This window comes from Shewanella sp. TB7-MNA-CIBAN-0143 (assembly GCF_040310065.1).
Taxonomy (GTDB): Bacteria; Pseudomonadota; Gammaproteobacteria; order Enterobacterales; family Shewanellaceae; genus Shewanella.
In genome coordinates this window covers 63,269-77,443 of the sequence record NZ_JBEOPL010000008.1, presented here as the reverse complement: position 1 = coordinate 77,443, position 14,175 = coordinate 63,269, and the positions used below count along the sequence as shown (strand labels likewise).

General features: G+C 42.8%; 13 protein-coding genes. 7 read left to right on the top strand and 6 right to left on the bottom strand.

Going from position 1 to position 14,175, the window contains the following annotated elements; translation table 11 throughout:
- Positions 1–65: 65 nt before the first annotated feature.
- The 4 genes from AAEY97_RS08505 to mdh form a co-directional block, all read right to left on the bottom strand.
- Positions 66–743 (bottom strand): response regulator transcription factor, encoded by a 678-nt coding sequence (locus tag AAEY97_RS08505; protein WP_101086054.1) that lies wholly within the window; start codon positions 741–743, stop codon positions 66–68.
- A gap of 116 nt (positions 744–859) precedes the next feature.
- Positions 860–3,139, bottom strand: a complete 2,280-nt coding sequence (locus AAEY97_RS08500; RefSeq protein WP_101086055.1) for a TonB-dependent receptor — start codon at positions 3,137–3,139, stop codon at positions 860–862.
- Between the two features lie 218 nt (positions 3,140–3,357).
- Positions 3,358–4,320: an extracellular catalytic domain type 1 short-chain-length polyhydroxyalkanoate depolymerase gene (locus AAEY97_RS08495; protein WP_350998058.1), complete on the bottom strand. Its 963-nt coding sequence runs from the start codon at positions 4,318–4,320 to the stop codon at positions 3,358–3,360.
- 268 nt (positions 4,321–4,588) lie between these two features.
- Entirely contained in the window at positions 4,589–5,524 is a 936-nt protein-coding gene (gene mdh, locus AAEY97_RS08490; RefSeq protein WP_011638612.1) for a malate dehydrogenase, read from the bottom strand.
- Positions 5,525–6,055: 531 nt separating this feature from the next.
- Between mdh and AAEY97_RS08485 the strand changes: the two genes are divergently transcribed.
- Positions 6,056–6,505, top strand: a complete 450-nt coding sequence (locus AAEY97_RS08485; RefSeq protein WP_192115495.1) for a GNAT family N-acetyltransferase — start codon at positions 6,056–6,058, stop codon at positions 6,503–6,505.
- Positions 6,506–6,619: 114 nt separating this feature from the next.
- Here AAEY97_RS08485 and AAEY97_RS08480 read toward each other — a convergent pair whose 3' ends face one another.
- Together AAEY97_RS08480 and AAEY97_RS08475 are read right to left on the bottom strand one after the other, a co-directional pair.
- Positions 6,620–7,408, bottom strand: coding sequence for a ribonuclease H1 domain-containing protein (locus AAEY97_RS08480; RefSeq protein WP_350998055.1), 789 nt, complete (start codon positions 7,406–7,408; stop codon positions 6,620–6,622).
- A gap of 174 nt (positions 7,409–7,582) precedes the next feature.
- Positions 7,583–8,386: a DUF4097 family beta strand repeat-containing protein gene (locus AAEY97_RS08475; RefSeq protein ID WP_101086058.1), complete on the bottom strand. Its 804-nt coding sequence runs from the start codon at positions 8,384–8,386 to the stop codon at positions 7,583–7,585.
- A 279-nt stretch (positions 8,387–8,665) separates the two neighbouring features.
- Between AAEY97_RS08475 and yjjX the strand changes: the two genes are divergently transcribed.
- The 6 genes from yjjX to AAEY97_RS08445 all read left to right on the top strand — a co-directional run bounded on the left by yjjX (position 8,666) and on the right by AAEY97_RS08445 (position 14,068).
- On the top strand, positions 8,666–9,238 hold the full coding sequence (gene yjjX, locus AAEY97_RS08470) for an inosine/xanthosine triphosphatase (protein WP_350977247.1): 573 nt from the start codon (positions 8,666–8,668) through the stop codon (positions 9,236–9,238).
- Entirely contained in the window at positions 9,231–9,752 is a 522-nt protein-coding gene (locus AAEY97_RS08465; protein ID WP_101086060.1) for a GNAT family N-acetyltransferase, read from the top strand. Before yjjX ends, AAEY97_RS08465 begins: the two co-directional genes overlap by 8 nt.
- A 143-nt stretch (positions 9,753–9,895) precedes the next feature.
- On the top strand, positions 9,896–10,936 hold the full coding sequence (locus AAEY97_RS08460) for an NADP(H)-dependent aldo-keto reductase (RefSeq protein WP_101086061.1): 1,041 nt from the start codon (positions 9,896–9,898) through the stop codon (positions 10,934–10,936).
- A 112-nt stretch (positions 10,937–11,048) separates the two neighbouring features.
- Positions 11,049–12,353 carry an aminotransferase class V-fold PLP-dependent enzyme gene (locus AAEY97_RS08455; RefSeq protein WP_350998051.1) on the top strand — a complete coding sequence of 435 codons (1,305 nt, stop codon included), beginning with the start codon at positions 11,049–11,051 and terminating at the stop codon, positions 12,351–12,353.
- Positions 12,354–12,418: 65 nt separating this feature from the next.
- The gene (locus tag AAEY97_RS08450) at positions 12,419–12,874 is read left to right on the top strand and encodes a SufE family protein (RefSeq protein ID WP_350998049.1); all 456 of its coding nucleotides are present in this window, start codon (positions 12,419–12,421) and stop codon (positions 12,872–12,874) included.
- A gap of 27 nt (positions 12,875–12,901) precedes the next feature.
- Positions 12,902–14,068, top strand: a complete 1,167-nt coding sequence (locus AAEY97_RS08445) for a membrane dipeptidase (RefSeq protein WP_162022332.1) — start codon at positions 12,902–12,904, stop codon at positions 14,066–14,068.
- Positions 14,069–14,175 lie beyond the last annotated feature (107 nt).

The following is a 14,175-nucleotide window of genomic DNA, read 5'->3' as shown; positions in this document are numbered from 1 at the left end:
CAGTAACCGCAATCAATGGCGATAACTATTCATTGCGACAATAACCGTTCGTTAGGGCAATCGATTTATGCTTGTACATCCACCTGCTGGTTTTCAGTTGAAGTAATCATTAATTGTTGAAACACCAGCCCAGCTTGCGTGCGATTATTGATTTCGAGTTTGAGTAAAATCGCTGAGACATGTTTTTTTACTGTGGTTTCTTTAATGTTTAAATCATACGCTATTTGTTTGTTGAGCCTACCATTGGCAATATTGGCCAGCACAGTGTACTGCTGCGGTGTGAGTTGAGCTAATTGCTTTGCTAAACGTTGATGTTCTGCGGCGGTGTGTTGATCGGCACTGATATTGGTGTGATCTGGAAGCCAAACACCTCCTTCAAGCACAGTATCAATCGCCGTCGATATTTGGGTTAGATTGGCTGATTTTGGAATGAAAGCACTGGCGCCAAAATTGATCGCCTTACGGATAATCTCCGGCTGGTCGTCTGATGACACCATGATAACCACGATATCGGGGAAGTGATTTTGCAATAACGTCAGTCCAGTAAAACCATCGTTTCCCGGCATATGCAAATCAATAAAGATAAGCTCAATATCTGAGTGCTGCTCCACAATAGCGATTAACTCCTGAAAGTTTTCCGCCTCTAGCACTTGTGCATTGTTAACACTTTTAAGCACGGCTTGGGTTAACGCGGCACGAAATAGTGGATGGTCATCTGCAATGGCCACTTTAATTTGAGACATCATTGGCTCCCTAACATTGCGTTGATATTGTTATGGTTCACTCTTTATAAGCAATAAAAAGAATAACCGGTTCTAAAGAGACCGGCTATCCTTATCTACATCAATTAAACAAGGTTTTAGAAGACATAGCCAACGGTTAATGAAATGGTCTCTGGGTCGCCATAATATCCAATTAAGGTGTTATCGCCGCCTAGCCCTGGCGTAAAATCGCCATTGCCTGTTGGCGTGACAAAGGCGTAGTTACCCACTAAATACTCTTCATCAGTGACGTTTTTCCAATGTAATCCAGCATTCCAATGGCCATCATTACTATACCAATTCACACCAAAATTCAGCAATCCGTATCCATCTTGACTCAATAGATTATCCACTACCGCTAAGTCATAATCGCTGCGGTAGTAGTAATTACCATTAATGATAAAACTGCCTACATCAGCTTCAATGCTGTAACTAAACCCTAGGTTTGCAGTGGTATCTGGGGTATTGGTAATGGTATAAGTGTCGCTAATATCAATTTTATTACCCAGCTCGTCATATGAAATCACCTCGTCAAAAGTGGCGTCAATTAAGCCAAGATTAGCAAATAAGTTAAGTGAATCTGTCGCAGCGTATTCAACTTCAAGCTCTAGGCCTGTCGCTGTAGACTTACCGATGTTTCCTAAACGCTGATTAAGGTCTGAACTGTCCTCTCCTGGTAACACCGTGACAAACTGCCTGTCTTTATGATCGAGGTAAAATAGCGTGGCATTGACGCGAAGATTATCGTTCCATTCGCTCTTCATACCAATTTCATATGAATTAACCGTTTCTGGATCAACCGCGGGTTCAGCACCTGTTGCTCGTGGATTAAACGTACCCGATTTGAAGCCTTGTGAGTAGCTGGTAAACACCATCATGTCATCACTCACTTGGTATTCTAAACCGACTCGCGGATTGAATTTAGACCATGTTTCTTCATCATCGAGCACTTTAGGTATTTGAGATTCAATTAACGCGTCATCGCGCACAAATCCAGGATACCAGCCCGTTTCAGGATAAATACTATCGAATATCACGCCATTATAAACCGTGGCTTCTTTTGATTCGCGGGTGTAACGGCCGCCTAATGTCATCGATAGCTTTTCAGTAAAGTCGTATGAACCTTGCACATAAGCAGCGTAGCTTTCGCTATTATTACAACCACTCACCTCACGAGTTAGCCCACCATATGCTTTAAAGGCTTCTTCTAAAATAGCATCGAAAACACCACAAGAATCACCGTCAAAATAGTAAATCCCCGACACTAAGTTGAGATTATCACCAACATAGTTCACCTGAAACTCTTGGCTAAATTGCTCATCTTCGTAGATAGCTGGCACGTCGAAAATACGTAAGCTGGTATTATCAAAGTCGATGTTGGTTAGCGACTCGCCTTCACGCTTGGCTGTGACCGACTTTACGCTCCAGTTTTCATTGAGGTTATATTCGACCGTCGCGCTCCACCCTTCTGTTTCTACTTTGTTCCATGTAGGCATACTGGTGTAAGAATCATATTTGCTATCAGGTACTGGTGCATCAGTTAATAAGCTAGGAAGTAGTCGATAGCCGCCTTTTGAGTTGGAGTCATCCTGGGTTTTATCATACGTAAAACGCATAAACAGATCGTCGTTAGGTGTGTATTCAACGCTTAAGCGACCCGCCATTACATCTTTATTATAGTTTTCGGTATCTTGGCCATCTAATGCCGAGGTTTTAAATTCACCAAAACCGTCACGGTTTAAACTCGCAAAGGCAAAACCGACATAGAGCTTGTCATCAACAATAGGTAACTGCCCTGCCACTTTGACATCTTTTTGGCCATAACTGCCGACGGTACCTTTAAGACTTAATTCACTATCGCCAGACATCTTTTTGGTAACATACTTAATTGCGCCACCAATGGTATTTTTGCCGTACAACGTGCCTTGTGGCCCCCGAAGTACCTCAATACGTTGTACATCAAGAATGTCTAACACTGCACCTTGCGGACGCGCAATATAGACGTCATCAATGTAAATGCCAACCCCAGGCTCGTAGCCCCAAAGTGGATCTTCTTGACCCACACCACGAATAAAAGCGGTAAGCGTAGAGTTAGTGCCTCGGCTAGATTGTAATGTGGTATTGGGCGAAAACTGCTGAATTTCAGTCATCACGCTGATGCCGTTTTCTGCCAACTCGGTAGCACTGACCGATGTCACTGCCACAGGTACATTTTGCAAGCTTTCAACTGTTTTGCGTGCTGTCACTTCAATGCGCTCTAACACAGGTTGTTTGTCGCCGCTGTTATTTTGTTCTTCTGCGGCAACGGCATATTGCGCGCTTAACACTGACGAAATGGCTAAGGCAATACAGCTCATTTTAATAGTATTCTGTTTCATACAGATCCCCGTTGTAATATTTATTATTAATGGTTTTACTTACTACTAATTCTGGTTTACGACTGATTTTGATTTATTACTATCTGTTCACATATTGACTGTATAGCATTTTTAACAACATTGAATCGGTACTATAGTAGTATGTGTTTTGGTCTAGATATTAAAAAAACAAACGATTAATTAATAACAAAAACATAATGTTATAAATTTAACCTTGATTAAAGCCCCCAAAGCTTAATCACTTCAGTCACACTGCTTATGGGTGCCCTAAGCAGATAGTCACTTTCTTCACCTCCATGTTTTATGTCTGGATTGACGGCAATGCCATGACCAAAATCGTTAATAGTGACGAGTTCGATTGACGCGTTATTTTGAGCATCTTTCCAGCGTGAAATACTGTATCCAGATTCATTTGACACCGTTGGCTTAGCGTTAGATTGAGTTAACACTTGCCATTGAGATGCGAGCATTTGCGCATTGTTAGCATTGACCACATTGTCGCTGTCACCCGTCCAGATACTCAACGAAGGCCAACGAGTTTGTTGAGGGTGTATTGCTTTGGCAAATTGAGCTAATTCTTCAACCGATAGCGCTGGTCCTTGCTTCATACAAGAGATGGCTTTGATCAAATTATCGGCACAGGGATATGGCAAGCCAGCGATGATCGCACCGCTTTGAAATAGATTTGGATAATTGACGATTGCCGCACTCGCCATGGCGCCACCAGCAGATAACCCGATGATATAAACATGCTTGGCAGCTAGTTTTTCTTGAGTAGTTACTATCATGTTTTTTATCGATAACATTTCACCACTGTCTATCTGCGTATCTTGACTTGCAAACCAGTTGAAACAACCCTTTACGTTATTGTCATAGCTTTGTTGTGGCACTAAAACCGCAAAATGATGCTCTAACGCCAATGACGTTAGGCCACTTTTGTTAGCCAATTCGACACCGTCTTGAATACAACCATGCAGTAACACCACCAAAGATAAATCCCCAGCAGGAGAAGCATTTGAGCCTTGCGTCACAGGAAGATAAAAGCTTGTCAGCGCACCAGGATTATCACCAAAATCGGTGAGTGGGGTATAAGGCGTATCGGTTGCTTGAGCCGGTAGCATCGAAAAAATCCAACCCAATAAGAGCAGTGGCATGGTTAAGCTGTATTTTTTATTTCTCATTTCAGCGGTTTCCAAATTTAACATATTAGTAACTTGCAGAATTTTGCTCCAAACAGCAATGGCACTTTAGATCCACATGGAAAACTAATGTCGGTAAGGCGATGAAAGATTAGATGATGAGCCTGTAGCAATGAAGAATTGTGGGTGTAAACAATGTGAATAATCGAATAGCAATAAACCGAGATGCTAGATGCTAGATGCTAGGCATTTTAAACCAAAAAAAACGCGAAGCCTTGGCTTCGCGTTTTTTAGACCATCGACTTGTTAATTACTTAACAAATTCAACGCCTAATTTGATGTCACCTTTAAGGGTGTCTAACATTGCATCGCGAGCGTTAGCTTCGAATGCGCTGATTTCACCGTAAGGTAATACTTTTTCTACGCCGTTTTTGCCAAGTAGGATTGGCTGTGCGAAGAATGTAGCGTGCTCACTGCCGCCGTCAACATAGGCACATTCAACAACGTTAGCTTCGCCTTGTAGACCACGTACCAATGATAAACCAAAGCGACATGCTGCTTGGCCCATTGATAATGTTGCGCTACCGCCACCGGCTTTAGCTTCAACAACTTCAGTACCTGCGTTTTGAATGCGAGTTGTCATTGCTGCTACTTCTTCATCAGTGAAAGTAACACCTTCAACTTGAGAAAGTAGTGGAAGAATAGTCACACCGCTGTGTCCGCCGATTACGTTAACTTTAACGTCAGCAACGTTTAAGCCTTTAAGCTCAGCGATGAAGGTTTCGCTACGAATAACGTCAAGTGTTGTGATACCGAATAAACGGTTTTTGTCATAAACACCGGCATTTTTTAATACTTCAGCAGCAATCGCTACAGTCGTATTAACTGGGTTAGTAATAATACCCACTAATGCTTTAGGGCAAGTTACAGCCACTTTTTCCATTAGGTTACGCACGATACCAGCGTTGATGTTGAATAGATCTGAACGATCCATACCAGGCTTACGCGCAACACCAGCAGACATTAACACTACGTCTGCGCCAACTAATGCATCTGTAGGATCTTGACCAGCAAAACCTTTTACTTCTACGTCTGTTGGGATGTGACTTAAGTCAACCGCAACACCAGGAGTAACAGGAGCGATGTCATATAGAGACAACTTTGAGCCCGCAGGCAGTTGAGTTTTTAACAGTAAAGCTAGAGCCTGGCCAATACCACCAGCAGCACCCAATACAGCAACTTTCATAATTATCTCCATCAATTTATGCAGTTTGTGACATAGATCTAAATCGTCGTGGCGTCACATTACTGCATCGTCACAATAATTTCAATTATACGTTAGTGGAGGACCGTAAATAAGTAAGCCCTGATCCACGCACAGACTGGCGTAACGCCGAGTATTAGCAGCATGAATCCGTGTAAAAATACGGCAAAAAACATCGATAATATGATTATTTTTCATCTTCGTTATACCGAAAAAAACCAACATTTGAGAGTTTTTATATTGAACAAATATAACTCAGCTGTTTTATTGTGGAGTTGTAATCACCCTATCAAGCGGGTTAAGCAATATCGATATGTTTGTTTTAGGCATTAAAATGTTGATTTTGTATTGATGAATTTTACCGTTATCGAACTGGGTCTTTCATCCTGTTTAAAGCCATAAATATTGGAGCCTTAACTCATTTCGTACACATTTTCTGACGCAACAAGCCAATACTTTTATTGAGTGTCGCGTTATGATGGCTGCAGATCATCCTATAAAAACGAGAAAAACATGACAATAAGAATAGGCCAACATGCCGACCTGCACGCCCTAGTTCAGTTTAACCAAGCCATGGCAATGGAAACCGAAAACCTATCATTAGACACTGAGCAATTGACTCGCGGTGTTGAAGGACTGCTTACCCATCCTGAACGTGGGGTATATTTAGTCGCCGAAGTTGACGGCGAAATTACCGGATCGTTAATGGTCACCTATGAGTGGAGTGACTGGCGCGCAAGTAATTATTACTGGATCCAGAGTGTGTATATACGTCCACAGAATCGTCGTCAGGGTATTTATGGCAAGCTATATCAAGCGGTAAAAGACTTAGCAGCAGAAAACGGTGGCACCGCCAGTTTCCGTTTGTATGTTGAGCATGACAATAAAATTGCCCAAAAAACCTATGAATCATTGGGGATGGAGCAAAGCCATTATTTAATGTACGAAGAAAATACTAAGTAATCGTAAGTTATTATAAATAATCGTAAGTCACACATGCAAAAGCCGGAATAATCCGGCTTTTTTGTGTTTATCGTTTAAAGAATTTAATGCGTTCAACAGAGATTGCGACAATAACTAGCCTGTTCGCAACGCGAGAATTTTACTGATATCCAGTGGCGCAGTAAATTGACTAAACTCTTTGTGCTGTTGATCAATCGCATGAATCGACATTCTGTCTGCCAACTCGTTACCTTCAATACCAATATGGGCAGCGACATGCTGAAGTACTAAATCGGCTTTCATTGCATCATATAGCTCATGTGCTTGCTTGATAATCTCCAGATTGGCGATTTCACCGGTTTTTCGGGTCCAGCTTTTGGCTTTCCAACCATATGCCCACTCACAAACACATTTAATCGAATACTGTGAGTCACTCATGATTTGCACCGTTTCGCCCGCGTCTAGGACCTTTTTAGCCACAATTAATGCTTGGTGCAGCGCATTGAGCTCGGCAGTATTATTGGTGCCATTAGGATTAAACAAACCAAACCATAACTCGGCTAACTCGCCTTTGCGGTATATCGCCATCCCTGAACCCGCTTTACCTGGGTTGGGCTCACAACCTCCGTCGGTGTAAATAACCACATCAAATTGGCTTAACACAGCTTGATTAGCGCTAAGAGTTTTGGTTGATGTTCCAGCCCCTGCAGCCTTTGTCGATGAACGACCTGCCGCTTTTACTGGCACACTTTTGCCTATGCTGCTTGCAGGAGATTTAGCAAATGCAGCTTTGGCTTCTGCTTCTGTAGCAAAGGATTTGTACTTGGCTTGCGGATATTTATCAACTGAACGCTTGGTAACATCCCAGCTGGTAAAAATGCCCGTTTCTCGACCGGCCCATACTACGTAAAACTTCTTTGCCATGATTAACTCTTACTTCAACAATGCTAACGTCACTAATATCGTGCTTGCATCATGCCATGATTAAACTTGGCTTTGAAACAAAAAAACGTGTTGCGTGCAGTAGTTGCAGTTAACTTGAACATCTCGGCCAAATAAGCTTAAGTTTGATTTACCTGAGCTTAATGTGGCAGAGCATCAGTCTAGGGTTAGTGGGCCATCGATATTTTGATAATCGACACTACCAGAACCCGAATTAACAATGGTCAAACCTTTGGTGTTAGCCACATCAATGCCACCGGAACCATCATTTATCTTAACTAATCCGGAGACTTGATTAACCTTGATTGAACCCGAACCATCTTCAATACTCACATCACCAATAACATGGTTAATGCGAATAGATCCCGAGCCATCTTGCAACTCAATCGCGCCTTTCGCCTCGGAAATATTAATAGAGCCTGAGCCATCAACTAAAACCAATTTGCCAATGTGGTTCATCACAATACTGCCAGAACCATCTATTAACTCAATATCCGCACTGACATCATCTATTTGGATGGGCCCGGAACCGTCTTTAATATTCAATGCGAGCACAGTTGGCACTTCTACCAATAAATCAATATAAGGCGACTCACCGAAATATTGGTCACTGTGTATTTCTGATAATAAATAGCCCTTATCACCTTTTCGGGTCAAGCTGAGCTTAATTTCGATGTCATCTTGATCCAATGACTGGGTGTAGATATCAGCATGTACGGTGACTTCTTTTAGGCCTTCAACGCCGACAATCGTTAACTTGCCGGCGCCAGTATTAGCGACTAACTCAGTTAATGATCCAGCATCAAGATTCAATTGCTGCTGTACTAAGTTAAGATTTGTATGGTTTTGCTCTGATGATGACGAAAATACTGACTCTGCTTCACTTTGCGAAGCACCAAATAGGGTGGCGCCCAGAATAAGCCCGACTGTGACACTAATGGTTGCGATACGAATAGACATAAGATTAATTCCCTTTATGAGGATAACAATAAGCTTAGGCCGCCAAACAAATGCTCTTAATATGAGTAAACTGTGGTTAGTGCGCGTTAGCGGCAATTAACAGTTAGTTAGCAGGTTTCATACCAACTAAACAAAAGTAATATTTACAACAAGTTACAATTAACAGTAATAAAAGTAACTTCGTCATCAAACCCAAAATGGTTAAAATCCCATACAATGTGGTTAACTTCACCACTGTGATCATCATGGTTAACTCAAACAAAAAAAGAACATAACCCTATGCCGACTTCTCCTGCGATACCACAAACGTTAACTATCATTGTTGGTTCAACCAACCCAGTTAAAATCAATGCAGCAAAACAAGCTATTGGACAATATTTCCCTGATGTTCATATTGATTGCACTGGCATGCATGCGCCATCACTGGTCGCAGACCAACCAATGACCGAAGCAGAAACTAAATTGGGTGCCATCAACCGTGCTCAATTTTGCCAAGCCAATGCAAAAATAGTCGATCAACATGCTGACTTTTATGTGGCAATGGAAGGCGGAGTAGATCAGTTTGATCACAGCCCTGCCACCTTTGCTTACATGGCCATTATCCATAACGACACATTATCTGTTGGTCGAAGCGCTAATTTGCCGTTGCCACTATCAATTTTTAACGCTTTACAAGCAGGTGAAGAACTTGGCAAAGTAATGGACCGAGTATTTAACACTCATAATATTAAACAAAAAGGTGGCGCGATTGGCTTGCTAACTCGAGGTTTAGCCACCCGCGAAAGCATTTATACCCAAGCATTAGTGCTGGCAATGGCTCCCTTTATCAATGCGGAATTATTTAATGACTGAAAATCAGCAAGCAAATACAACCAAGGACGGCTTGCAAGCGCCCTTGATTAGAATGTTACAACCCCATGACGATGCTGCATTGGCCGCGGTGATCCGTGAAGTGTCTGCAGAATATGGTTTAACCCCAGATAAAGGTTTTAGCGTGGCCGATAAAACCCTCGACTGTTTAAGTGAGGTGTATCAAGCTGAAGGTTCACAATACTGGGTGATTGAATATCAAGGCAAAGTGGTTGGCGGCGCAGGTATTGCGCCATTAGTAAAAAATGGCGGCGTATGTGAATTACAAAAAATGTACTTTTCTCGCGCTATACGTGGTCAAGGTATGGCAAAGCCATTAACCCGTCAGTGTATTGAGTTCGCCAAACAACAAGGCTATCAATCGATGTATTTAGAAACCACGGCAGTGCTAGTTGAAGCACTAGCACTCTATGAAAAACTGGGCTTTAGCCACTGCCAGCATTTAGGCGAAACCGGCCATGATGCCTGTGAAATTGCGATGATAATGAGCTTATAACGTGTAAAACACTCCATTATTATCAGATATCAGCGGTATTAGATTGTTTTTTAAACAGTTTTACTACGACTTTATTATAGCGCTTTGCAATCACCCAAAAGCTTGGTAGCCTCAGATTAAGCACATTCCATAGGAGGATGATCATGGAATATCAACGTATCGCGCATTCTAACCTTGAGGTGAGTAAAATCTGCCTCGGCACCATGACTTGGGGAGAACAAAATACTCAAGCAGAAGCTTTTGCTCAACTCGATTATGCTATTGGTCAAGGCATTAACTTTATCGATACCGCTGAAATGTACCCTGTACCACCTAAAGCCGAAACCCAGGGCGAAACCGAACGCATTATTGGTAACTACCTTAAAGCACAAGGTAATCGCGACAATTTAGTGATTGCCACTAAAGTTGCTGCGCCTGGTGGTAAAGGTGATTACATCCGTAAAGATATGGCTCTTGACTGGCGCAACATTCATCAAGCCGTTGATGACTCATTAGCACGCTTACAAATCGACACTATCGATTTGTATCAAGTGCATTGGCCGGATAGAAATACTAATTTCTTCGGCGAAATGATGTATGAACACGACGAAGAAGAGCACTACACCCCTATTTTAGACACGCTTGAAGCCTTAGCGGAAATCATTAAGCAAGGTAAAGTGCGTTATATCGGCATTTCTAATGAAACCCCTTGGGGCTTTATGAAATACCTAAAATTAGCCGAAAAGCACGATTTGCCACGTATTATCAGTGTGCAAAATCCTTACAACTTGCTTAATCGCAGCTACGAAATCGCCATGTCTGAAATCAGTTATCGTGAAGATGTGCCGTTATTAGCTTATTCGCCGTTAGCCTTTGGCGCGTTAACCGGTAAATACGAAAATAATCAGTGGCCTGAAGGCGCACGCTTAACGGTATTTAAACGCTTTGCCCGCTATAACAGTACGCCAATGGCCCTTGAAGCAACGCAAGCTTATATCGATTTGGCCCGCGAGTTTAGTTTGTCACCCACCGAAATGGCCTTAGCCTTTGTCAATAGCCGCAAATTCGTCGCCGCTAACATTATAGGCGCCACTAACTTGCATCAGCTAAAGCAAAATATCGACAGCCACAAGGTCAGCTTATCTGACGAACTGATGATAAGAATTAACGAACTATCAGCGCTATATCGTTTCCCTTGTCCGTAGGAAAACAATAACCGCCAGACAAATTGAGCTTATCGCCACAAAACCTTGCAATGGGCATCAAGATCACTGAAGATCTTGATGCCTTTTCTTTTCAATACAGAAACCCTTATTTATGAAGTCTGCATCGTCATCATCGTCTGCCATTTTATTTGATCATCAAGCATTGCGCGATCAATTCCCGGCACTTAAACAGACCATTGGCGATCATCCTTTGTGCTACTTAGACACCGCAGCCACTAGCCAAAAACCGCAAGCGGTGATTGATGCGATGACCGAGTACTACCAACTCAACAACGCCAATGTGCACCGTGCAGCGCATCAATTGTCTGCGCGGGCAACTCAGCAATATGAAGCCGTTCGGCAACAAGTGGCTGAATTTATTCATGCCCCGCGTCAAGACGAAATCATTTTTACCCATGGCACCACAGAGTCGATCAATATGGTGGCCTACGGACTGACTTCGCAGATTAAAGCGAATGATGTGATATTAATCGATACCGCAGCCCACCACGCCAATATTGTTCCTTGGCAGGAACTGGCAAAGCGCACTGGCGCTGTGATCAAACCGATCCCGCTGACAATAAATGCGCAACTGGATATAGCCGCTTTTGATCAACTATTAAAGCTCAAGCCTAAACTAGTTGCCCTATGCCATGTGTCAAATGCACTAGGCACATTAAACCCAGTCAATGAGCTAGTCGCAAAAGCCAAAGCCGTAGGCGCGTTAACCTTAGTTGATGGCGCTCAGGCCATTGCCCATTTACCTGTTGATGTACAACAAATTGATTGTGACTTTTATGCGTTTTCAGGCCATAAAATGTATGGGCCAACGGGCGTGGGAATTTTATATGGTCGATATGCTGAACTCGATCAATTAACCCCAATGCTCACTGGCGGCGAGATGATCAAAACCGTGAGTTTTGAGCATACTGAGTTTACTGCGCTACCAAATCGCCTCGAAGCTGGCACGCCCGCTATCGCAGAAGTCATTGGCCTAGGGGCTGCCATTCGTTTTTTACAACAATTGCCTCGCGAGCAAATACTCGCACATGAACAACAATTGCTGCACTACTTACAGCAACAACTGCAACAGCTTGGCGCTATTGAGTTGTATGGTATTGCCAATAATAGTCACCCTGGTGATAGCCGATCTGATGATAAGCACTGCGCTGATGATCAACGCCATAATATTGGTGCGGTGGCGTTTAATCTGCAAGGTGAACATCACCAAGATGTAGGGATTTTACTCGACCAACAAGCTGTGGCTGTTCGCTGTGGTCATCATTGCGCTATGCCATTGATGGCCAGCCTTAATTTAAGTGGCTGTTGCCGTGCTTCTATTGGCATCTACACTAATAAGCAAGATGTTGATCAATTTATTCATGCACTTAATACTGTAAAAGAGTTATTGTTATAGTATTAAGGTACAACACGCGGCTCCTGATGTATCTTTTCTCTACAACCGAGGTTATTTGAATTACCATGTTAAGTCCAAGCACCACACCTTCACCGCAGTTATTTTCGCCTTTATCGGATGAATTAGTTGAAGCCGTTAACCTCATTGAGCAAGCCAATAACTGGCAAGATAAATACCGTCAGATAATGTTATTGGGAAAATTATTACCACCACTCGCGCCGGAATTTAAACAGGCAGACGCACAAGTTAAAGGCTGTGAAAGCCAAGCATGGCTGTACCATTACACGCTAAATGGCCAGCATTTTTATCTGGCCGATAGTGACGCCCGTATTGTAAAAGGCTTAATTGGATTGTTACTGGTCGCCTGCCAAGGTAAAACCACCGGGCAAATACAGCAATTTGATGTAAAACAGTATTTTGATCGTCTCGGATTAAGCGGCCAATTAAGTCCATCTCGTACCAATGGTTTAAATGCGTTAGCGCAAGCCATCGTTGCCTATACACAAGATGTTGGTACCTGAAACACCTGCCAACCCTAAGGAATAATAATGACCCAAAAAGTCTGTAACCAAGCTCGCCGTCATATCTTAAAAGGCCTTGGAGCAGCCACATTATTAAGCCCTTTAAGCTCATTTCCTGCATGGGCAGCTAAACCACGTCGTTTATACATTGATGGTTTATCATTTTTACCGACCGACATCAATGACGTTAAAGCCTCAAAACTCGACGCTTTTATCGCCGATATCTCGGCGATTGAAACCATTGAACAAGCTGATGGCACTAAAAATTACAAACGCACTTATGAAGCCTGCATCAACAGTATTACCCAAGCGGCTAATTCAGTAAAAGCCAATCCAGACGTGTATCTGCAAGGGCTCACAGGAACTGACATTAGTAAAGCTAAAACGCAGCAACAAACCGCAGTGTTTTTTCAAATTCAAGGCGCTGATTGTGTTGAAAATGACGGTTTAAGTAATGAATGGCAACAACTAGATAATTTGCATCAACAGGGTTTACGGGTACTGCAGCTGACACACCATTATGGTAATCGTTATGCCGGTGGTGCATTCGATAATAATGGCTTAAATAGTTTAAATACCCCATTAACCGCCGCTGGGCGAGAGCTCATAACAGAGCTTAATCGGAAAAACATTCTTATCGATGTGAGTCACTCAAGCGCCCAAACGGCCCTTGATGCAGTAAAAGCCAGCCAGTCTCCGGTAGTGCTAAGTCATGGTGCTGCGCGCGCTATTGTCAACAATGCCCGTTGTTCACCCGATGAAGTTATCCGTGCCATTGCCGATAACGGCGGAGTATTTGGGGTGTTCATGATGAGTTTTTGGCTCACCAACAAGCCAATTCCAACGATAGAAGACTACATAAAGCAACTTGCTTATATTTCTAAAGTGGGCGGCTTTGATTGCGTAGCCATCGCCAATGATTTCCCACTTCGTGGTCAAGAAAACCTATTAGCGTTAGATAACAATAATAGCGAAGGGATAAAAGAATATCTCCAATGGTGGCACACCTTAGAAGACAAAAATGTATTAGGTTTTGACGTTGAACCCAAGCATGTAGTGATCCCAGAATTAAACAGTATCGACCGCATGAGCCGCATCGACGATGCCTTGAAAAAAGCCCGTTTCAAATCTACCGATCGCGATCGTTTTATGGGTGAAAACTGGCAAAGAGTGCTCAAACAGGTGTTAGTTTAATGCACCATATGCCCAAACGACCTTCGGTCTGCTAAAGAAAAGATAACAAGCAAACGCTGGCTTGTTATCTCAGGGATAGGGGAAGCTTCGCTGCTAAGATTTTATAG